The sequence below is a fragment of the Macrococcus sp. S115 genome, from assembly GCF_030067655.1.
GTDB lineage: Bacteria > Bacillota > Bacilli > Staphylococcales > Staphylococcaceae > Macrococcoides > Macrococcoides psychrotolerans.
Genome location: NZ_JASJES010000001.1, coordinates 298,107 through 318,768 on the forward strand (window position 1 = coordinate 298,107; position 20,662 = coordinate 318,768).

The 20,662-nt window shown below is 35.3% G+C and carries 22 protein-coding genes and 1 pseudogene; 6 read left to right on the plus strand and 17 right to left on the minus strand.

Annotated elements, in window-relative coordinates; translation table 11 throughout:
• Position 1 precedes the first annotated feature (1 nt).
• From purQ to purE, 5 genes are read right to left on the minus strand one after another with little or no spacing between them, the layout of a single operon-like run.
• Positions 2–664: a phosphoribosylformylglycinamidine synthase subunit PurQ gene (gene purQ / locus QNJ52_RS01510; RefSeq protein WP_133421616.1), complete on the minus strand. Its 663-nt coding sequence runs from the start codon at positions 662–664 to the stop codon at positions 2–4.
• On the minus strand, positions 664–924 hold the full coding sequence (gene purS / locus QNJ52_RS01515) for a phosphoribosylformylglycinamidine synthase subunit PurS (protein ID WP_120786440.1): 261 nt from the start codon (positions 922–924) through the stop codon (positions 664–666). The genes purQ and purS overlap by 1 nt, the downstream gene beginning before the upstream one ends.
• Before the next feature lies 1 nt (position 925).
• Positions 926–1,627: a phosphoribosylaminoimidazolesuccinocarboxamide synthase gene (gene purC, locus QNJ52_RS01520; RefSeq protein ID WP_283721683.1), complete on the minus strand. Its 702-nt coding sequence runs from the start codon at positions 1,625–1,627 to the stop codon at positions 926–928.
• Positions 1,624–2,742 (minus strand): 5-(carboxyamino)imidazole ribonucleotide synthase, encoded by a 1,119-nt coding sequence (gene purK / locus QNJ52_RS01525; protein ID WP_283721684.1) that lies wholly within the window; start codon positions 2,740–2,742, stop codon positions 1,624–1,626. The genes purC and purK overlap by 4 nt, the downstream gene beginning before the upstream one ends.
• Positions 2,729–3,211, minus strand: a complete 483-nt coding sequence (purE, locus tag QNJ52_RS01530) for a 5-(carboxyamino)imidazole ribonucleotide mutase (RefSeq protein WP_283721685.1) — start codon at positions 3,209–3,211, stop codon at positions 2,729–2,731. The genes purK and purE overlap by 14 nt, the downstream gene beginning before the upstream one ends.
• Positions 3,212–3,414: 203 nt before the next feature.
• Between purE and folD the strand changes: the two genes are divergently transcribed.
• On the plus strand, positions 3,415–4,263 hold the full coding sequence (gene folD, locus QNJ52_RS01535) for a bifunctional methylenetetrahydrofolate dehydrogenase/methenyltetrahydrofolate cyclohydrolase FolD (protein WP_283721686.1): 849 nt from the start codon (positions 3,415–3,417) through the stop codon (positions 4,261–4,263).
• A 180-nt stretch (positions 4,264–4,443) separates the two neighbouring features.
• Here the strand turns inward: folD and QNJ52_RS01540 are convergent, their stop codons facing one another.
• Complete coding sequence (locus QNJ52_RS01540; RefSeq protein WP_283721687.1) at positions 4,444–5,334, minus strand: nuclease-related domain-containing protein; 891 nt, start codon at positions 5,332–5,334, stop codon at positions 4,444–4,446.
• Positions 5,335–5,545: 211 nt separating this feature from the next.
• Positions 5,546–6,688 (minus strand): globin domain-containing protein, encoded by a 1,143-nt coding sequence (locus QNJ52_RS01545; protein WP_283721688.1) that lies wholly within the window; start codon positions 6,686–6,688, stop codon positions 5,546–5,548.
• Between the two features lie 142 nt (positions 6,689–6,830).
• Between QNJ52_RS01545 and QNJ52_RS01550 the strand changes: the two genes are divergently transcribed.
• Positions 6,831–7,247, plus strand: a complete 417-nt coding sequence (locus QNJ52_RS01550; RefSeq protein ID WP_283721689.1) for an RrF2 family transcriptional regulator — start codon at positions 6,831–6,833, stop codon at positions 7,245–7,247.
• 9 nt (positions 7,248–7,256) lie between these two features.
• On the opposite strand, the gene QNJ52_RS01555 is transcribed toward QNJ52_RS01550, so the two are convergent.
• Genes QNJ52_RS01555 through pgaC form a run of 4 tightly spaced genes read right to left on the minus strand, consistent with a single transcriptional unit; the run spans position 7,257 to position 10,608 of the window.
• A complete protein-coding gene (locus tag QNJ52_RS01555; protein WP_283721690.1) occupies positions 7,257–8,288 on the minus strand; it encodes an acyltransferase family protein in 1,032 nt (343 codons plus the stop codon).
• 1 nt (position 8,289) lies between these two features.
• On the minus strand, positions 8,290–9,102 hold the full coding sequence (gene icaB, locus QNJ52_RS01560) for an intercellular adhesin biosynthesis polysaccharide N-deacetylase (RefSeq protein ID WP_283721691.1): 813 nt from the start codon (positions 9,100–9,102) through the stop codon (positions 8,290–8,292).
• Positions 9,089–9,400 (minus strand): intracellular adhesion protein IcaD, encoded by a 312-nt coding sequence (gene icaD / locus QNJ52_RS01565; protein ID WP_283721692.1) that lies wholly within the window; start codon positions 9,398–9,400, stop codon positions 9,089–9,091. The genes icaB and icaD overlap by 14 nt, the downstream gene beginning before the upstream one ends.
• Positions 9,364–10,608: a poly-beta-1,6-N-acetyl-D-glucosamine synthase gene (gene pgaC / locus QNJ52_RS01570; protein WP_481817285.1), complete on the minus strand. Its 1,245-nt coding sequence runs from the start codon at positions 10,606–10,608 to the stop codon at positions 9,364–9,366. Before pgaC ends, icaD begins: the two co-directional genes overlap by 37 nt.
• A gap of 501 nt (positions 10,609–11,109) precedes the next feature.
• On the opposite strand from pgaC, the gene QNJ52_RS01575 reads away from it, so the two are divergent.
• From QNJ52_RS01575 to QNJ52_RS11545, 4 genes and pseudogenes are all read left to right on the plus strand, one after another.
• Positions 11,110–12,069 carry an IS30 family transposase gene (locus tag QNJ52_RS01575; RefSeq protein ID WP_283721693.1) on the plus strand — a complete coding sequence of 320 codons (960 nt, stop codon included), beginning with the start codon at positions 11,110–11,112 and terminating at the stop codon, positions 12,067–12,069.
• A gap of 75 nt (positions 12,070–12,144) precedes the next feature.
• Complete coding sequence (locus QNJ52_RS01580) at positions 12,145–12,954, plus strand: glycosyltransferase (RefSeq protein ID WP_283721694.1); 810 nt, start codon at positions 12,145–12,147, stop codon at positions 12,952–12,954.
• On the plus strand, positions 12,954–13,418 hold the full coding sequence (locus tag QNJ52_RS01585; protein ID WP_283721865.1) for a glycosyltransferase: 465 nt from the start codon (positions 12,954–12,956) through the stop codon (positions 13,416–13,418). Before QNJ52_RS01580 ends, QNJ52_RS01585 begins: the two co-directional genes overlap by 1 nt.
• 350 nt (positions 13,419–13,768) lie before the next feature.
• Positions 13,769–13,840: pseudogene (locus tag QNJ52_RS11545) on the plus strand (IS3 family transposase); the annotation flags it as partial.
• 180 nt (positions 13,841–14,020) lie between these two features.
• Here the strand turns inward: QNJ52_RS11545 and galE are convergent.
• From galE to QNJ52_RS01615, 6 genes are read right to left on the minus strand one after another with little or no spacing between them, the layout of a single operon-like run.
• Positions 14,021–15,034, minus strand: a complete 1,014-nt coding sequence (gene galE / locus QNJ52_RS01590) for a UDP-glucose 4-epimerase GalE (RefSeq protein ID WP_283721695.1) — start codon at positions 15,032–15,034, stop codon at positions 14,021–14,023.
• A gap of 4 nt (positions 15,035–15,038) precedes the next feature.
• A complete protein-coding gene (locus QNJ52_RS01595; protein WP_283721696.1) occupies positions 15,039–16,547 on the minus strand; it encodes a lipopolysaccharide biosynthesis protein in 1,509 nt (502 codons plus the stop codon).
• Positions 16,534–17,961: an O-antigen polysaccharide polymerase Wzy family protein gene (locus QNJ52_RS01600; RefSeq protein WP_283721697.1), complete on the minus strand. Its 1,428-nt coding sequence runs from the start codon at positions 17,959–17,961 to the stop codon at positions 16,534–16,536. The genes QNJ52_RS01595 and QNJ52_RS01600 overlap by 14 nt, the downstream gene beginning before the upstream one ends.
• Complete coding sequence (locus QNJ52_RS01605) at positions 17,951–19,201, minus strand: glycosyltransferase (protein WP_283721698.1); 1,251 nt, start codon at positions 19,199–19,201, stop codon at positions 17,951–17,953. The genes QNJ52_RS01600 and QNJ52_RS01605 overlap by 11 nt, the downstream gene beginning before the upstream one ends.
• 8 nt (positions 19,202–19,209) lie before the next feature.
• Complete coding sequence (locus tag QNJ52_RS01610; RefSeq protein ID WP_283721699.1) at positions 19,210–19,794, minus strand: sugar transferase; 585 nt, start codon at positions 19,792–19,794, stop codon at positions 19,210–19,212.
• Positions 19,775–20,662, minus strand: a complete 888-nt coding sequence (locus QNJ52_RS01615) for an NAD-dependent epimerase/dehydratase family protein (protein ID WP_283721700.1) — start codon at positions 20,660–20,662, stop codon at positions 19,775–19,777. The genes QNJ52_RS01610 and QNJ52_RS01615 overlap by 20 nt, the downstream gene beginning before the upstream one ends.

Here is a 20,662-nt window from a genome sequence, read left to right on the forward strand (position 1 = left end):
ATTATTTCCCCCAGCTTTCTAAAATGGATTCGAATAATTTCACACCGTCATCCGTACCAAGCAATGCTTCCATCGCACGTTCCGGGTGAGGCATCATACCACATACGTTGCCTGCTTGATTCACGATTCCTGCGATATCTTCGATCGAGCCGTTCGGATTGTCATGATACGTTAAGATAATCTGATTGTTTGCTTTCAGTTCAGCTAACGTTTCATCTGAGCAGTAGTAATTTCCTTCGCCGTGCGCAATCGGATAGATCACTGTTTCATCTTTATCATACTTATGTGTAAACTTCGTGTCGTTATTGACGATCTTAAGTGGCGCATTCTGACAGATAAACTGATGCTTCGTATTATGCATTAGCGCACCTGGTAATAACCCGATCTCCGTCAGGATCTGGAATCCATTACATACACCAAGCACCGGCTTACCTTCAGCAGCTAAACGCTTTACTTCAGGAACGATTGGCGCAACACGTGCCATCGCACCACAGCGCAAGTAGTCACCAAATGAGAATCCTCCTGGAATTAACACACCATCAAAACCTTCAAGTGACGTCTTACGATAATCTACATATTCCGCTTCAAAGCCAGTATTCAAAGCTGCATTGAACATATCGCGATCACAGTTTGAACCTGGAAATTCAATCACAGCAAACTTCATTATTTCGTCTCCTCATCTTCAACAATTTTGTAGCTGTATTCTTCGATTACAGTATTCGCAAATAATTTCTCACTTAATGTATTGACTATGTTCGCAACGGCCTGTTCGCTCGCTTCGTCAACCGTCATATATAGCACTTTACCTACGCGAATATCGTTGACTTGAGTGTAGCCCAGGTCATGTACCGCACGTGTTAACGTTTGTCCTTGTGTGTCTAATACCTGTGGTTGTAATGTGATGTATAGTTCGATTTTAGTCATTTTATAACGCCTCCAGTTTATTATAGAATTGAGTATAAGTATCAATCAGTGAACCTGTGTCTTCTCTGTATACGTCTTTATCAAAGTTTTCTTTCGTGTCCTTATCCCAGATGCGGCAAGTATCCGGTGAAATTTCGTCTGCAAGCAGGATATTACCGTCCTGATCCTTACCAAACTCAATCTTGAAATCAATGAGCTGTAAGTTCATCTCATCCATCATCTTAACGAGCATGTCATTGATGATTAACGCCTGATGTTTCAGTTCAGCGATGTCTTGATCATCTGCGATACCCAGTAACTTCACATGGTCATCTGTAATAATCGGATCATTCAGTGCATCTTCTTTATAATAGAACTCAACAAGCGGTGATTTGAACTGCGTGCCTTTATCAAAGCCGAGACGCCTAACAATTGAACCTGCAGCATAGTTTCTGACAACAACTTCAAGCGGAATAATCGTAACTGCTTTAACCAGCTGTTCAGTGTCGCTTAACTTCTTGATAAAGTGAGACTCCAGCCCTTCTCGTGCAAGGCGCTCGAAGAAATAGCTTGTAATCAAGTTGTTCAGCCGACCTTTACCAGCCATACTATCTTTCTTTGCACCGTTCCCCGCTGTTACTTCATCTTTATATTCGATGCGGAACACATGGTCCTCATCCGTACTGTATACACGCTTTGCTTTTCCTTCATAAACTAAAGTCATTTCATCAGCTCCTTATATATAGGATAATAAGTATCCGTATCATCGCCTAACAATAGGGTAATATGTCCCATCTTCCTATTTTCTTTCCTTGTCTCTTTACCATATACATGGACATGCCATTCTGGATGTTCTGGGAAGAGATGTTCCATCAAGTCCAGATCCTGGCCGAGCAGATTATACATCACAGCAGAACTGTGGAGCTTGATTTCCTTCGGTAATCTGTAGCCAAGCACCGACAGAATATGCGTATCAAATTGCGAATAATCACACGCTTCAATAGAGTAATGTCCGGAGTTATGAGGACGCGGTGCGATCTCGTTGACATAGAGCTTACCCTCTTTATCAATAAAGAATTCCACAGTAAACGTACCCACGAAATGAATCTTATGAATGATCTTCTCCACTTCAGCAATCGCAGCTTCTGTATACTCATGCGCATGCTTCACCGTCGTACTGAACAGGATCTGGTTACGATGGACATTCTCCTGTACAGGGAAGTAGACGACCTCTCCCTGAAGATTACGTGACGCTGTAATCGATATCTCACGGTCCAGCGCAATACGCTTCTCTGCAACGAGAATAGTACCATCAGCCATGTTATATGCTTCTTCTAGCTGTGCTTTCTCCGCTACAACAAGCTGTCCTTTCCCATCATAACCGCCGAACACAGTCTTCAGTACGAGTGGCAGACCGATTTCACGCACAGCATCATCGACATCCGCTGGACCTTCGATACGCTTATATGGAACAACCGTAGCGCCACTTCTTGCGATGGCTTCCTTTTCACTGAGACGATTCTGCAGTATGTTTACCGTCTCAAAACCTTGAGGTACATGATTTTCTTTCGCAATGACTTCTAGTGCCTCTGCATTAATATTCTCAAATTCATATGTGATGACGTCGCTATAGCGGCTTAACGTTTTCAATCCTGCAATATCATTGTACGGTGCATGCACGAAATGATGTGCCACGAAGCGTGCAGGACAGCGCTCATCAGGATCAAGCACAGCAACTTTAAATCCCATACGCTGTGCAGACTGTGCCATCATCTTACCTAGCTGACCCCCGCCAATGATACCAATCGTGTCACCGAGCGCAAATTTATTTAAGGTCATGCTGCATCGCCTCCACCTTCTTGACTAAAGATGCTTCATAATCATCCAGCTGTGCTACTAATGCAGTATCTTTCAGACTGAGCATACGTGCAGCAAGTATACCGGCATTCTTAGCACCCGCCTTACCGATAGCAGTCGTAGCTACCGGAATTCCACCAGGCATCTGTACAATTGATAATAAGGAATCCATCCCCTTCAAAGCCTTCGATTCAATCGGTACACCGATCACCGGAAGTGTCGTCATCGAAGCGACCATTCCCGGTAAGTGCGCCGCACCACCAGCACCCGCGATAATAATCTCAATGCCCTTACTACGAGCAGACTTCGCAAAATCAATCATCGCGAGCGGTGTACGATGCGCAGATACAACACTCGCCTCGTAGTCGATGCCGAAAGCTTCAAGCATTGTAACCGCTTCTTTCATCGTCTCCCAGTCAGAAGAAGACCCCATTATTACTGCTACTGTCACAACTATCACCCTTTATAATTATTTGAAAACCGTCTTCATTTATGTGTATATTACTTATATAGCATAACAATGACACGTACAGATTTCAACGTAAAAACGAACAATTATTGTTTTTTTTATTAATTTTTATTTTTTTGTTCGTATTTTTAGATTGTTTACTGCTATAATGATATTAAATGTTCGAATAAATGGAGGGAATTGGAATGTCAGCAAAAGTATTAGACGGAAAGAAAATTGCAGCGGATTATCGTGCGAACCTTGCACAGGAAGTCGAACAGTTAAAGGCACAAGGGGTTACGCCAAATCTAACTGTGATCCTCGTAGGAAATGACGGTGCAAGCCAGAGCTATGTGAACAATAAGAAGAAATCTGCTGAGAAGATCGGTATGAGCTCAAGTATCATCCATCTTGATGAAAGTACGACTGAAGCGGCATTATTAGAAGAAATCGACAATTTGAATAAGGATGATAATGTACATGGAATCCTTGTACAAGTCCCACTACCGAAACAAATCGATGAAACGAAAGTGCTAGAGAAGATTGCACCAGAAAAAGACGTTGACGGCTTCAATCCGATCAACATCGGCCGACTCTATGCAGGGGTTGAAACATATATCCCTTGTACACCACTGGGCATCATGGAAATCTTAAAGCATGCAGATATAGACCTGGAAGGAAAGGATGTTGCGGTCATCGGGAGAAGCCATATCGTAGGACAACCCGTTGCGAAACTATTAACAGATGCGAATGCAACGGTAACATTACTGCACTCTCGCAGTAAAGATATGGATGCAGTATTAAAACGCTCTGATGTTATCGTATCTGCTGTAGGTAAACCAGGATTAGTGACGAAGGATGTCGTGAAACAAGGCGCAGTAATCGTAGACGTAGGAAATACAGTCGTTGACGGAAAGTTAACAGGAGACGTTGTATATGATGAAGTTTCTGAAGTTGCAGGCGCAATCACGCCCGTACCAGGAGGCGTAGGACCTTTAACGATTACAATGGTATTAAATAATACATTACTTGCAGCGAAACGTGCGCAGAAATAATAGGTGAGACACTCAACTGTAGTTGGGTGTCTTTTTTGTGCGTGCAGGTACATTATCGGGCCAATATTTAATATGCTATTATTTTGGTACATTTTTGAGTGCCAATATTTCTTAAATAACCTGATTTGGCGCTGAAAATGGCACTCAAATCATTTTTCAGCGCCATTTTCAGTGCCATTTTTACTTCTTTTCATAGTAAATACCTCGATTAATCCCTTTTTTTATATAATGTTTGCTCAAAATTCTCTGTAATGTACGGTTCGGCATTTCTAGGTGACGATTCAGATCACATTTACGAATCTTATCCACGCGAAACAGCTCTAACATACGGTACACGATATCGACCGCTTCACGATTACTCACCCTATGCCCGCATCGACATTGATACTTATGACCCTTAACATCTCGAATCATACCAACACGACGACACTTCGGACATCGTATACCTGGCTTTATATCATCCATATCATAATCATCAGTATTATAAAACTTGGAGTCATCCCCGTGATGGGCGATCAGCGCCTCACTCAGCCTCATCATATCCTCACAGATGTCAGCGTTCCCCTTTAAATAGTCCACGACACGTCCAAGATCATAATAAAACAAAATATATTTATCTGTATCCCCGATTAATTGAAACGATTCGTTCATAAATACAACACGACTTGTCACTTTGTAATGAAAGCCGTGCTTCAGTAAAAACTGCTTTAGCCCTGCTTCACTAGCAGTAAGCTGCATCATCAAACGCTTATTCACACGACCATTCGCACTTTTAAACAACCCATCCCTATACGCATAAACCCCACTATAATGCTTAACGTCAAAATGGAACACATACTGTCCAGCTAACACTAAAAAATCAAACTGCACACTATAATCCTCCAGATAAATATCCCAGAGGATCACAACACCATCGATTTCACCCATAACATCCAGAAACTTGCGTTCACCCTCAAGTCCAGACAAATAACGCCTCAATAAATCATAGTCTGATTTAGATAAATCTAATCGACCATATAACTCGTGAAGCAGCAATAATTTATCATTCGTTTCATGAAGTTTCGCTATCATATGTCACCTCACAAAAAACATACCCGTAACCACCAAATCTGTCAAAAACCTATTTTTCAAAAAATACACATCAAAATAACCTTAAGTAAGGCAAAAAATAAAAAATTTCAAGAAATCATTAAAAAACTGCTTAAAATTCATGCAGAAATTAAAATATCATAATAAAAAAGCACAGCTAGCGCTGTGCTTTAATAATTCTATTAACCAGATATTATACTGTAATACTCATCTTCGGACCAAATGGCTCGAAGTGTACGCGGCTTCTATCGATGCCCATATCACTGAAGATCTCAAGCATGCCTTCCATAAATCCAACGGAACCACACATATAGATTTCTTCGTTACCGTTCATAATTCGTGATAGCTTCTCTTTCGTTAAGCGCCCCGCACTTTCTGAATAGTTAAAGTAGAACGCAACATTGCTGTTATTATGAAGCTTCGTAATCTCATCTTTAAATGGAACAGCATCACGGTTATAAGCTGAATGAATAAATTTAATGCTGCGTTTATCCACCTCATCCTCTAACATACTCATGAGCGGCGTCATACCTACGCCCCCACTTATAAACACGAGGTCCTTATTATCAGTCTCAACTAGGAACTCACCCGCCGGCGCAGATAACAGAATCTCATCTCCTACTTTCACATGATCATGTAGATAGTTAGAGACCATCCCTCTCTCTTCGCCTGCAACGTCACGCTTAACCGCAAACTTAAGTCCACGAGATGTATCAACAGAACAGATTGAATAATGACGTAATGCATCATTTGCTTCATCTTCAGGATGCACCTTCACTGTAATATACTGACCCGCTTTCACAGGTTTCAATTGAACCGCATCACTCTGCACCGTGAATGACTTAATTTCAGGAGACTCCTCCTTAACCGCTACAACCTTGAACGGTACAAATCCTTGCCAGTCCGCTTCATCATACAGTGCTGCCTCCATCTGAATAAATACATCAGCAATCACTCCATATGTCTCTGTCCAGGCCTCCACAATCTCAGGCGTCGCCGCATCACCTAGTACATGCTGAATCGCCCAGATCAAATTCTCACCCACAATCGGATAATGCTCCGGTTTAATCTCTAGCGCTCTATGCTTATGCGCGATTTGGTTGACATTCGGAACAATCGCCTCCAGACGATCAATATGCTTCGCCGCAGCGATAACTGTCTGTGCTAATGCTGTCTGCTGACGCCCTAACTTCTGGTTCGTCTTATTGAAGACATTGAGTAACTCAGGATGCGCTTCAAACATATGCTGATAGAATGCTGAAGTAATCTCCGTACCATGCTCCTCCAGTACCGGAATCGTCGCTTTGATGATATTCTTAGTTTCTTCTGTTAACACATTAACTCCCCCTATTTAAAGATATATTATAAATACATCTTTAATATACACTTCATCCACACAAATTACAATCATTTATATAATATATGAACAAAAAATTCACAGTCTAATGCTATAATATGGATGATAAGGAGAGATGACCATGAAACTAACACTTTACTCAGATTACTCATTACGTGTGCTGATGTATATCGCACGTCAGGAGCACCGTGTTCAAATAGATGAAATTGCAAATTTTTACGGGATTTCTAAGAATCACCTGACGAAGGTTGTGAATAACCTCGCTACGCTCGGTTATATTGAAACGACGCGCGGACGCGGTGGCGGCATACGCATCAAGATGGCACCTGAAGAAATTAATATCGGTGCTTTAATAAGAAAGACCGAGGAACATTTCAACTTAGTCGAATGTTTTGATCGTGAGACAAACACATGCCCGATTGCAGGAATATGTGGGCTGCAAGGTGTACTCGGTGAAGCGCTAGTCGCTTATCTTGCGGTACTGGACGGCTATACACTTAATGATATACTGCATAACAAAGGGACTCAAAATGCTTGAGTCCCTTTGTTATCTATAAGGTTGTGTCCCCATCACGTACTTGAATATGTTGAACGTTCTCAGCAGAATACCGACACCGATGCATGCGCCGAACGTCAGCAGTACAGAGAACAGCATGAACAGCAGCGTGCTCCCTTCAAAGCGTTCTGTGTAGGCATACACATACTGCAGTATTATCGGATGGAACAGGTAGATAAAGAACGAATACGTACTGATAAGCGTCACGGCTTCCAGCAGCATCCCCTGAACCTTGATACTGAAGTGGATGATGTAGAAGAATGCACTGATACAATACAGCATGATGTATTCGTTATTGCTCGTCACATCGGTAAAGTTATGGTCTCCTGTCATCACGAACAGGATAAACGCAAGCACAGTGATACCGATAAAGAATAATCCGTAATCTTCAAAGTAAGCTTTCAATCGCTCATAATGACTGCCAAGATATGAACCGACGAAATAATAGCCGATCCAGCCGAACAGCACCGTGTTTGCTTCAAAGAAATATGAATTATCGATCCAGTCGCCCACCATAGCATTATGATGATAGGCATACAGATAGACGATATTGATGAGGATGGCGATAACGACTGCAGTACGCGATGAAAGCAGCTTCGGCCACAGTTTCATAATCACTACGTTCAGGATGAAGAACTTCAGGATGATCAGGATAAAGTAGCCGTACCACTGTCCTCTCAATACGTTCTGGACAAACTGCGTGATAAACGGCGTGCGCAGATACACAGACTCACTATAGCTGTAGAAGGCTCCCATCACGATATACGGGATGAAGACATATTGCAGACGGCGTCTCAAGTAGTTGTCTGGTAAGCCTTGCAGGTTCAAGGTGAATATAAGCTGCGTAAGCATCAGAAACCCTGGTGTTCCGAAGATGACCAGCATCCTGATCCAGTACAGCGTCTCAAGCTGTGCCGCATTGTTAATATGGGCGTTCGTGTACTCCGTCAGGACATGTGTGACGACGATCATCACGCACAGGAGCACCCTTACATAGTTCAGTTCCAGTCTATATTTTTTCATATCAATTAAAACCTTTCCAGTTTTTTACGACTTTCTCAAATGAATCTCTGCTCACCAGGATACGTGGCAGCGTGTAATCATCATCATCGACATGGATCGGCGTCTCCTTCAGCACATAGGCATGACGGATTGCCGAGTGCTCCAACGTATCGATGACTGCATCGTCATACTGCCCGTATGGATAGGCAAGAGAAGTGGCCTTCTTATTAAAGTGCTGATCGAGATACTTGACGCTCCTGTCGATATCCGCACCGGCCTTGCTGGAATGCTTCACTAGATCTGACGTCGAACGCTTCAAGTTATGTAGATCATGTGTATGTGAATTGAACTGCCATATACCGGATGCTTCCATCTCCTTAAGCCCCTTCAGATCGATCATGTTAAGGTTATGGAACGAGGTATCACCGACGTGACCCGTAATCACGAAACCTGTGGCCGGAATCCCACGTTCCTCGAGGATTGGATGTGCCAGTTTTAGAGCTGACTGATCCATATCGTCGAAGTTCACCCATACACAGCGCTCTGGAAACTTACCGCGCTGCTTGTCCTGAATCAACGTCTCTTCTGTAACAAAAGTCGCGTCATGTGTAATCAGCCAGTCCATCTGTGCCTCAAACTCACTATCCTTAATAGAATAGAAGTTCAGCTCCTTATTCGAAGTGAGCAGACTGATGACATTGGTAAACAGATCATCTTTGATCAGACGGTGATAGTTAAGCGCAAGACACTGCTTTGACACATCACTGCCCTTCGCCTCTGCCGGCTGTCCATTCAGCAATAGCAAAGCAATGAGCAACAGACTAATCCATCTCATAACGGCGCTTCCTCCACTTCGATAGACTGAACGTACTCAGCAGATAGATGTTGATGACACTAACCGCTACCAAAAGACCTATCATCGTACGCACTAGCTCACGCTTCTCCAGATTGAAGATGATTCTGAAGAACTGAGCCATCTCAAAATCCTGTAATGAGAACAAAGCAAACAGGATGAACACAGATACCAGACAATATAACCATAACGTGCCTGAGAGTATAAAGAGTACACACTCATTGAAGAAGTTCAATGTAGACTTTACCGTTGGATGTTGCCTCTGTCCGGACTTGACCATGTCGCAAACTCTCCTTTCTTACGGCGCAGCGCTTTAGGAAAGGCAAACACTGCAACACACGCATTAATCAGCCAGTAGAAGGTCGGATACCAGCATAAGAAGAACAGATAGACGATGTTCTTGCGCTCATATCTGCTATCTATCACAAGCGACACCGTAAACTGAATGACGTTCACCGTCGTCAGAATGATAGACGCAAGGATCAGCAAATTCACATTGTAAGCATAGAAGTAATAATCCAGAACGTCGATGTTGATGATAGTAAAAACCAGTAGGAATAAGACGGAGTAGACCCAAATGATAGAAATAAGCTGTTCCAGATATAATAACCATAACGGCAGGTTCGGTTGCTTGAGCATCGATTTAAACTCTCTCAGTACAACCTCGTGTCCCCCTTGCGCCCATCTCAAACGCTGTTTCCATATGCCAGTGAACGTCTCAGGAACGAGCATCCAGCATAACGCACGGGGTTCATAGCGGATTTCATAGTGATGCATGTGGAATTTCCAGGACACCGCAATATCTTCTGTGATCATATCCTCATCCCAGTACCCTACCGCTTCAAGGGCTGACTTTCTGAACAGCGTGAACACACCTGAAATCGTATTGACGTAGCCATTCAACGTCTGTGCACGCTTGATACTCCCGATGATACTTGCATATTCAACTGTCTGGATCTTACCTAGGATAGACGACTTGTTTCTGATGCGCGGATTGCCAGTCACAGCACCGAGATTTGGCGCATGTCTAAAGTTGTCTATCATGAAGTAAGGCGCGGCATCGTCAATAATCGTATCTGCATCGATACCCATGACGAAATCATACTGTGCATGTTTCACCGCTGTATTCAGCGCATTCGCCTTACCTCTGTTTTGTTGTAAATCGATGAATCTGAAGTCGTAATGAGCCTTGAGCGCGTTAATTTTCTCTGCTGTATTATCGCTACTCCCATCATTTATCAAGATAATCTCTTTCTTCGGATAAGAGAGCTTTAGCACGTTGACCAACGTTTCTTCTACTGTATCCGCCTCGTTATAACAAGGAATAAGAAAGGAAATCCCTTCATACTCATCCCTCTCTGGTGGTGTCTGCTTCAGTCTTCGCTCTATGAGTATGAAATAGAGCACTGCACCAATAATCCATACTAAGGACATCAGTACAGGGTAGACGATCAGAAATCCACCAAAGAAGTTGATCAAGCCTTTCATACCTTCACTTCCTTTTATAAATATTGTGTCATACTTTGTTATTATGATTTAAATAAAAATATATAATAAAAGCACACAACATAGTTTACCACAATATTCTTTAATCACACGCTAATCAAACTCTAGAGTGTAAAAAAGACCCTATTTTCTATGAGAATGAAGTATCATAAGAACAAAAAGAGCAGCAACAAAATTATTACAATCTTGAATATATAACGCAAAAAAATCACCCCTGATATATATATCGAGGGGTGACACTAAAGATGCTATATAATATTTAACACAGCCAACTCATCTACAATTCTTTGTGTATTATTATTATCAGTAAATTCATTTATTTTAAGGTATTTATTTTTATAAATTTCTTCAAGTTTAAAATTATTATTGATAGCATTTTTATAATATTTGGTTTGTCAAAATAAGCTAGACAACTAAAAAAGTCTTCTGTGCTAAACTCAATATGTATTTCCGACCAAAGAAAACATAAGGAGTTAGTACAGAATGGCCTATAAACATCTTAACACGGATGAACTCACGTTCATAGAATCCTATTATAATCAAAATCTTTCGGTAAAAGAAATCGCAAAGAGATTGAAACGATCAAGACAGACAATTTATAACGTAATAAATGCACTTAAGACAGGTATAACTGCACTGGAATATTATCAAGAGTATAAGCAAAGAAAATCAAATTGTGGCAGACATAGAATAGTACTTCCAGAAAATCAGTCAGCTTATATTCGAGAAAAAGTAGCCGATGGCTGGACACCTGACACCATTATTGGCAGAGGTGAACACCCGATTGATTGTTCTGTAAAAACTCTTTATAGAATGTTTAAGGAAAACGTCTTTTCGGTACAATCCTTACCTATGAAAGGTAAAAGGAAGCCAAATGGTCATTGTGAAAAAAGAGGTAGACAGGCTTTCAAAAGACACATTTCTGAAAGAATAGATGAGTTTCCTTTCTTCTTTCAAGAATTTGGTCATCTTGAAGGTGACACTATCATTGGCCGTAATCATGGGAGTGCTGTCATAACCTTAGTAGAAAGAATCTCTAAGATGATTATCACTATACGACCTCAAGGTCGCAAGGCAGATGATATTGAAGATGCTCTTCACTCTATGTTTTCAGCTTTACCTTCTCATATATTTAAATCGATTACTTTTGATTGTGGTAAGGAGTTCTCCAACTGGAAAACAATCTGTAACCGACACGATATCTCAATTTTCTTTGCTGACCCCGGCACTCCGTCGCAACGTGGATTGAATGAACATTCTAACGGGATACTTAGACGCAGTGGATTAGATAAAGAATTAGACTTTAATTCAGTCACTGATGATCATATCATTAGTGTTGCTCAAAATATTAATCATCTTCCCAGAAAATCGCTGGGCTATAAAACACCATTGGAAGTATTTATGAGTTTCATCGAAGATGAGAAATTGTCTAGCTTATTTTGACAAACGAAAGATAAAAAAATTTTAAAAGAAAATATAAAAATTATTAATCTCTATGAATGGCTATCTGGCTTTCACTTGCTTGCTAAACCATCCAAATCATTTCTCTTTATAAATAAAAGTAATAATAAAATACAAAATATAAAACTATCAAACTATATCATAGAAAAAGATTCAGATAACAATTGTGAAAGATATTATGATAAAGATACAGGGAAATATCTGTTGTATAGAAAGTTTTATTCGGATTCAAATGTAGTTAAATTTGAAGATTATTTTGTCCAAGGAGTAAAACATAAAGTTGAGCGTTGGGAATATAACGAAGAAGGATATTTACATAGAATAACTAATTATTCAAGAAAATTAAATAAGAAATTAGCAGAATTTTTTTACGATTTAAAAGAACTACTATACCGTAAAAAGTATTACGAAGAAACAAATGATAATAAATTAATTGGTATCTTTATTTATTCTAATGGCACTTTAGTTGAAAGCTTTAATAATGAAAAAGAGTTATTCGCATACTTTTTTGATTTTAATTTTTCAGATCAAGATATTATTTTTAACGATGCAAGATTATTAGACAAATCGTTGATAAATTCTACTAAAAAGATAAAACCTATATTAGTTTTTCATAGTTCTCATTTTGAAGGAGATGAAATCAAAGATTCATATAAACTTGCGCTTAATAATCCTTATAAAATAGCTAAATATTATGTTCTTACCAATCATCAAAAAGAAGATATTCAAAATGATTTCAATATACCAGATGAAAAATTCAAAGTAATTCCCCATTTCATAAACGCTCCTAAAGATATTATTAATGACAAAAAAGATCAATTTGTATTTATGGGACGTTTCAGTGAAGAAAACAAATATCTCATATAATAGAAAGCTATAAACTATATAAAGAAAAAGGATATAAAACTAAATTTGTTTTATATGGTGGTGTTAAAGGAGAAGAACGTACAAAAATTGAGAATCTAATAGAGAAATATAATTTAAAAAACGAAGTTACTATTCAAGAATTTACCAATAATCCAGCTCAAGTTTTCAGAGAATTTAAGGCTTCTCTTTTAACTAGTAAATTTGAAGGTTTCCCATTAAGTATCATGGAAAGTATAAATGAAGGGTGTCCTGTAATCGCCTATGATATCAGATATGGACCAAGAGAAATTATAGTGAATGGAGAAAATTGTTACTTAATTGAACCTAACAATATTGAGCAATTTGCAGAAGCAATGATTTCAATAAACGAAAATCCATTAGAAAATGTCAAAACAAAAGAAGGTATTACTTATCAAGCTGCAATTAATAATTTTGATTCTCTAATAAAAACTGTTACATCATAACCACTACAGTCTTTTGGGATAAGTCACGAATCTTGAAATGTTAAGATTTATGACTTTTTTATTGCCTATATCAAATCACCCCTGATATATATCGAGGGGTGATAATAAAAATGCTATATCATATTCAAAAGAAGTAAGTGATTTAACATATGTAAAAGTAGCATGAAAATGGAATTACATATGTTTATTTATTGAGCTCTTCAATTGATAGATGAAGTACTAGAAACATTTAAAATTAAACATTCGTTAAATACCATAGGTTATCCTTACAACAATGCAATTGCAGAAGCAACGATGAGAGCACTGAAATCGAATTTGCAAAACAGATGAAATTTGAAAACTTAGAATAGTTAGAAACAGAATTATTTGATTATTTAAATTGGTACAACAATTTTAGATCACATCTTCATTACAGTATTTAACGCCAATGGCGTTTAAAGATCTACACATGAAAATGTCTAAAAAACTGTTGACATTCAAGGGTTACACACATTCTATAATAAATAATTAATAACTCATTATGTTTTCTTTGAGGGAATACGTATTAAGTCTAGCATAGATGGATATTTCAGTTGTCTAGCTTAATCTTACTATTAGGATAATTAATAAATTGTATTCTTTCTTTTATTTTGGTTTTTGTAATAATTCCAGCTATCTTTACACATATCTGCTAATGTATAGGATGGGCTCCAATATAACTCAGTTTTAATTTTTGTAGAATCTGCAAAACTAGAAATTATATCTCCCTCTCTATTTTTACCGAAATTAATATTTAACTTAGTATTATTTACATCTTGAAAAGTTTGTAATAGCTCCAATATTGTATAACCGGATCCCGTACCAACATTATATATATTTAATCCAGCTTTATTGTTATTAAGTGCTTTTGCATGAGCATTTGCTAAATCTACTACGTGTATAAAATCACGTATAGTAGTGCCGTCTTTAGTATCATAATTATTTCCATTAATTATTAAAAAATCTTTTTTACCATCTGCCACCAAAAGGATATTAGGCATAATATTAGATGAATAGTCTGTTATTTTTTCACCTATTAAACCCGACTTGTGAGCTCCAATAGGATTAAAATATCTCAAAATAGTAATTGATGTACTTATAATTTCTTTTTGGCTCATTCTAATTAATTCTTCACAAATATACTTAGAATATCCATAAGGATTTAATGGTTTTTCAATTTTAATATTTTCTTTTAAAGGAGGATTACTTTTACCATAAACTGTTGCCGATGAACTAAAGACTAAGTTTTTTATTTTAAATTTTTTGCAAACCTCAATGATGTTTATCGTGCCATTTATATTCACGTCAATATATTCTATGGGGTTAATAAATGATTCTTCAACATATTTTAATCCCGCAAAATGAACTATTGACTCTATTTTATATTTTTCAAACAAACTTTGAAGCTTTCGTTTATCTCTAATATCACAATGTTCAAATATTATGCTTTCATTCGTCAATGTTTCGAGATTTTCTAAATTTGATAAATCACTATTACTTAAATTATCAAGAATAATAACCTTTTTACCTTCTTTGATTAATTCAACAACAGTATGAGATCCTATATATCCAAGACCACCCGTGACAAGTACGTACATTTGTTTACCTCCTCCTTAATTTATCAATAATACGTTTTTTATCGTTTTGACCTAAGAATAAGAGCCAACAAATAATCAAATAAATTATTGTATAAATTATTATATTAATAATTAAATATAAATATATATTGTTGAAACTTTTAATATTATGATTATACAACATAAAATATGCTAAAGTAACAATAGTAATTGGCATTATTACTTTAATCATTTCTTTCCAGTATACTAACATATTTAATTTAATATAATAATGGAAATATACATTAATAATTATTGAATACAATAAATAACTTATAAATGCAATAGACAGTGCAACACCTAGTGCTCCATATATATGTGAGCTGTAAATGGCAACCAATATCATAATAATTGTTATTGCCAATATAAGTCCGGTTCTAAAGGTTTGTTTATTCATAGCTTGAATAATACTAAGTCCAGTATTCTGAATTAAAGGAATTGTAATGGCTGCCATAATTATAACTGTCAATAAGTATGAACTTTCAAAGTCTGGGCCAGCCCAGATAATTAAAAATCTTCTACCAAATATTATAAATCCACTCAAAATAAATAGTAAAATAATCAATTGATGTCTACTTATTTTTATCATATATTCTAATATAACTTTATTATCCATTTTATTAGCAATTAGTTTTTGAAAGCTTGGAAAAGTTACATTATATATTGAAGATGCAAATTGCTGATAAATTCTGGCAAATTGAATTGCAATTACAAAAGTTGCTACTGCCTCTGTACCACTAGTTGAACCTAAAATTATTTGTCCAGAATTTAAGGTAAATTGTTCTACGGATACAGAAAGCATAACAAATATACAATACATTAGTATTTCCTTGTTATTTTTCAATCCTGTTTTATGAAATTTTAATTTTAAATTAATTTTATTTTTTGCCAAGATCATCCCAACAATCAAAAGAAAAAAACCTACTAAACAATTGATTAAAATTGCTGTTACTGCACCATGCCCTCTCAATAAAAAAGGTACGGATATTATTGCAGGTAATAAAACTCGCGCAACTAGTATTGATTTCGTTATAGTAAAGTATTCATATGCTTGTAATAGCCCATTATACATCCCTGGATAATATGAAATAATAAAATTAATAGTTAAAATGATTAATATCAGTTTCAATGATTCGATCTCGGGTGCTGTTAAATTTGAACTAAAAATATTATCTACATTAAAATAAATAATAATAAAAATGGTTAATGCAGCTAGAGTGGTGTATGTATATAATTTAAAAATATATGCATATATTTTTTCCTCATCTAGTTTAGATCCTTTTATTCTATTTTGTGAAATAAACTTTGCAATTGTATTTCCAATTGCTAAATCCATTATACTAATATATCCAACAAATGAAATTCCAAGAGAATATAATCCAAACTCTGAATTACCAAGTATCCTTATAAAAAAAGGTGTATAAAAAATTGCCACCAATATATTACAAAGTATTGAAAGATAAGATATAATTATACCCATTTTAATTTGATTCATATTTATTCCCTACTAATGCTTTTATTGTAAATGCTAAAGAGAATATTACAATTACACCAACTATGTTTTCGATAATAAATGTATTGATTATAAAATAAACAGTACTAGCTCGCGGAACAAATAAAATTGCTCGCGTCATCATCAACACAATTAAAACAATAAATATACTCTTATTATTAAACTCTAAAGTAAACTTCCCTATAATCATACCAAAAATCATTCCACCAATAATCAAACCTATCCATCCAAAGTCATGAAATAATTCAGCCATATAACTTGAACCATAACCTACACCACGAATATATAAATCAGGCATTATTAAATATGACATAGTATGTGAGTATTGATATCCTTCTAAAGCACGCTCTACAGATTGACCTTCTAAAAATTTTACATCTTGAAATTTTGATAAAATATTATATCTAAAATATTCAATGAATGGTCCAAATGAATAAATCTTATCAGGAATGCTTCTCTCAAGTAATTTTGTATATCCTATAATATTAACACTTACACCCTGACTATAAAAAAATTCAAAAATAGTGTCTATACTTGATGAAATTCCTTTTGAATATTTATTTCTAGCTTCACCAATAAACGTCATAACAATCATCAGTACTGGAATAAGTATAAGAACCATCATCTTTTCCATTTTTCCAAACCAATTTTCATTACTAGTTGCTGTTCTAAGTCCAAAATAAATGATAATTATTAACACATTAAGCATAAAATTTGATCTGGAACCTGTAAATAAAGATAAAGCACTTACAGTTAAATAAATAGCTATAACTGGTAATACTCGCTTTTTTATAGGCTTTGTAGACAAATAGGTATAAAATGATATTGCATTAAACTTACTTAATAGTACAACCATTGATGGCAAAGATGATTTAAATGTTGAGAAATACTCAAAATACCCTTGCGATGAAGCAACTTGAACAGCTTCATAATCAACCATGACTTTAAAAATAATTGTTATATAAAAGACAACTAACGAAGTAATTCTTAAATAAGGATTAAATTTTACATGATGAGAGTTTTGAAAATTTTCTTCAATTTTTCTATCATAAATCCTAAAACCTATATATAAAGTAATTAATCCTGTATAAATAATCTTTAATATAAAAACTATTAAAGAAGCTTCATAAAAATTTGTGCCTAAAATCCCTGAAATATCCGATTTATATCCAAAGAAATAACTTACAAATAATCTTCCAAACAAGAATATAAATATCGACACATTAAAGCACAAAAATATAATTCTGTTATATATATTAATCAATGAATACCAAAAATTATGGATAAATTGTAGCATTACTGACCAGAACAATATGTGCAAGTTATCGCTAAATAATCCCAGTAGAAATAAGAGAAAAGTAAAAATGATAAAAACCAAGCGAAAACTATTGTTCATAATTTTTTAGTTCCTTTGCAAAATTATTATAAAGCTTTTCCGCATTCCAATCTTTATCCCAACTCTTATATGCATTTTCACGCATCACTTTATACTCATTTTTATCCATACTTAAAAACTCATGAATTTTATTAGTAACTTCAAGTACATCATCAAATCTTCGTAGTAAAAATCCATTATAACCATCAATCAGTAATTCATTTGTCCCACCGACATCTGAAGCAATAACTGGAATACTGAAAGATAATGCTTCCATTATAGAAACTGGGACCCCTTCAGATGATGAAGTATTGATAAATAATAAGGGCTTATTTTCACGATAAAAACTTTTTATTTCATTATTTGGTATATTACCAATGAATTTGAAAGAAGAAGACTGTAATGACTCTTCCGCTTTTCTTTTTATCTCTTCAAATTGTGGACCATCCCCAATATGAATCCATCTTAAGTTATATTTTTTCATATCAATATTTTTTAAAGCATCTATAATAATATCAATTCTCTTTAATGTTCTCACAGTTGAACAACTTACAATAAGTTTTTCATTATTTTCCTCTATGAATTCACCATCAAGTGCGCCTAATCTTCTAGTTTCAATTTTATCTTTATATAAAGGATATTTATTTTTGATTTTATCTCTACTATTATTAGAAACAGTATATAAATAATCAATATTGGCAAGCATATAGTTTCTAAATGGTAAATAATTAAATGGTTTGAGATGTTCATTTACATCATAGCCGTGACCACGAGATATTATTTTAGCATCTAATCTATTAAACTCTTTTTTCAATCCTACACTTACCATACATGTTAAATAAAACCAATAAGAGTAGATTACTGTATTGGTATTCCTTGTCATAAAACGAATAATATCCTCATTAGCGGTTAATCTGGCTAATATATCTCGAGCCCTTGACTGTACGTACATATTGTACATAATCTTATATGGATTCAAATTAGAAGAATCTATAATCATTTTTTTATCCAAAAATAACATTTTCGGAATGTATTTTAAAAATGTCTTTAATCGATTAAATTTATTTTGAGAAAACCTATAACTTATGACTTTGCAATTATTAGGTACTATTCTAGTTCTCTGCATAGAATTACTAACCATTGTAGGAATAATTAATATTTGATCAAATTCTTTTGATAAAAATTTAATTTCACTTTCTAAATATTCTTCACCCTTATGAAAAGGAAAATAATTTGTTATTAATATGAGCTGCTCGGTCAAACTTTCACCTACTTATTAATATTTTTTTGCTGAAGGACTGATACAATTGTTTTAACGATAATATAGGCGTCTAAAGTAAATGATACATTATTTGCATAAAAGTAATCATTTTTCATACGTTCCTCCATTGTTGCACTATTTCTCAAAATTGCTTGATTATATCCAGTTATCCCCGGTTTTACATTGAATTTTTGCTTATAAAATTCAGGATATTTATCCGTATTCCCTAAAGGACTAGGTCTCGGACCAACAAAGCTCATATCTCCTTTAAGTACGTTCATCACTTGTGGAACTTCATCAAGACTTGTTTTTCTCAGTATTCTACCTACGTTTGTAACCCTTGGATCATTATCAGAGTTGAATGTACTACCATCACTATTTCTTATATCAGGAGCATTTTCCTTCATAGTTCTAAATTTCAGCATCTTAAATTCTCTAAATTGTTGGCCTAATCTAGAACCGTTAAAAAAAACACTTCCTTTATCTTCCATCTTGATTAAGATTGCAACTGGTATAAATATAATAAGCATGATTGGAAGTAAAATTAATGACATTAATATATCCAAAATTCTTTTAATATATTTCTGGTACATATTCTAACTTCTCCATTTCAATTTTAATTTCATTTATAGATTCTATAAATGTAAATTTCGGTTCAAATTTTAATTTTTCTAAAGCTAATTTACCATCCATATATGAAGGCTGAATATCATCAACCATCTTTTCATTGCATCTGACTATATGTGAATTCGAATTCATGCCTAATATAATTTTTTCGGCAACTTCTAAATTAGACATCATTTCTTTCCCAACGATATTAAAAGTTCCACTAACTTCAGAGTTAATTGCACATAATATAGCATTTGCTGCATCTTTAGCATACAAGAACTCTCTTTTTACAATACATTCATTATGAACTTCTATATCTAAATCTTTGAATGCTTTTCTCATAAATATGTTAATCATATAATTATTTTTTTCATTAGCACCATATAAATGTGAAAGTCTTAAATTAATAACTTCAATATTGTACTTCTGACCATATAATTCACTTACTTTTTCAGTTGTCATTTTATTAATTCCATAAAAGTTTTTAGGAGAATGGACTTGAGTTTCCTTCCATGGTAGCTTTTCTACATCGGAATATACTGAAATAGATGAAGCAATGATTATCTTTTTTATATTTGTTTCATTTGATGCCTCGAAAATATTAGATAGTATTTGCTGCTCATTATTATAATCTAAAAAGGAATTTGCTTGTATTCTACTTCCAGCAAGATGTACTACGGTGCTTATATTGTTTTCATTCATGATATCCTTTAAAGAATTTATTGAGTAATCAGTATAAATTGTATCTTCATTTTTCTGTCTACTAAGAAGAGTTAAATTATATTGTTCCCCAATTACTTCATTTACATATCTTCCTAATAAACCAGTAGCACCTGTTATAATAATATTCAT

Excerpts from the sequence above, each read along its gene's own strand:
- purQ (WP_133421616.1), bottom strand. The coding sequence starts at position 664 with ATGAAGTTTGCTGTGATTGAATTTCCAGGTTCAAACTGTGATCGCGAT.
- purS (WP_120786440.1), bottom strand. The coding sequence starts at position 924 with ATGACTAAAATCGAACTATACATCACATTACAACCACAGGTATTAGAC.
- purC (WP_283721683.1), bottom strand. The coding sequence starts at position 1,627 with ATGACTTTAGTTTATGAAGGAAAAGCAAAGCGTGTATACAGTACGGAT.
- purK (WP_283721684.1), bottom strand. The coding sequence starts at position 2,742 with ATGACCTTAAATAAATTTGCGCTCGGTGACACGATTGGTATCATTGGC.
- folD (WP_283721686.1), top strand. The coding sequence starts at position 3,415 with ATGTCAGCAAAAGTATTAGACGGAAAGAAAATTGCAGCGGATTATCGT.
- QNJ52_RS01540 (WP_283721687.1), bottom strand. The coding sequence starts at position 5,334 with ATGATAGCGAAACTTCATGAAACGAATGATAAATTATTGCTGCTTCAC.
- QNJ52_RS01550 (WP_283721689.1), top strand. The coding sequence starts at position 6,831 with ATGAAACTAACACTTTACTCAGATTACTCATTACGTGTGCTGATGTAT.
- QNJ52_RS01555 (WP_283721690.1), bottom strand. The coding sequence starts at position 8,288 with ATGAAAAAATATAGACTGGAACTGAACTATGTAAGGGTGCTCCTGTGC.
- icaB (WP_283721691.1), bottom strand. The coding sequence starts at position 9,102 with ATGAGATGGATTAGTCTGTTGCTCATTGCTTTGCTATTGCTGAATGGA.
- icaD (WP_283721692.1), bottom strand. The coding sequence starts at position 9,400 with ATGGTCAAGTCCGGACAGAGGCAACATCCAACGGTAAAGTCTACATTG.
- pgaC (WP_481817285.1), bottom strand. The coding sequence starts at position 10,608 with ATGAAAGGCTTGATCAACTTCTTTGGTGGATTTCTGATCGTCTACCCT.
- QNJ52_RS01575 (WP_283721693.1), top strand. The coding sequence starts at position 11,110 with ATGGCCTATAAACATCTTAACACGGATGAACTCACGTTCATAGAATCC.
- galE (WP_283721695.1), bottom strand. The coding sequence starts at position 15,034 with ATGTACGTACTTGTCACGGGTGGTCTTGGATATATAGGATCTCATACT.
- QNJ52_RS01595 (WP_283721696.1), bottom strand. The coding sequence starts at position 16,547 with ATGAATCAAATTAAAATGGGTATAATTATATCTTATCTTTCAATACTT.
- QNJ52_RS01600 (WP_283721697.1), bottom strand. The coding sequence starts at position 17,961 with ATGAACAATAGTTTTCGCTTGGTTTTTATCATTTTTACTTTTCTCTTA.
- QNJ52_RS01610 (WP_283721699.1), bottom strand. The coding sequence starts at position 19,794 with ATGTACCAGAAATATATTAAAAGAATTTTGGATATATTAATGTCATTA.
- QNJ52_RS01615 (WP_283721700.1), bottom strand. The coding sequence starts at position 20,662 with ATGAATATTATTATAACAGGTGCTACTGGTTTATTAGGAAGATATGTA.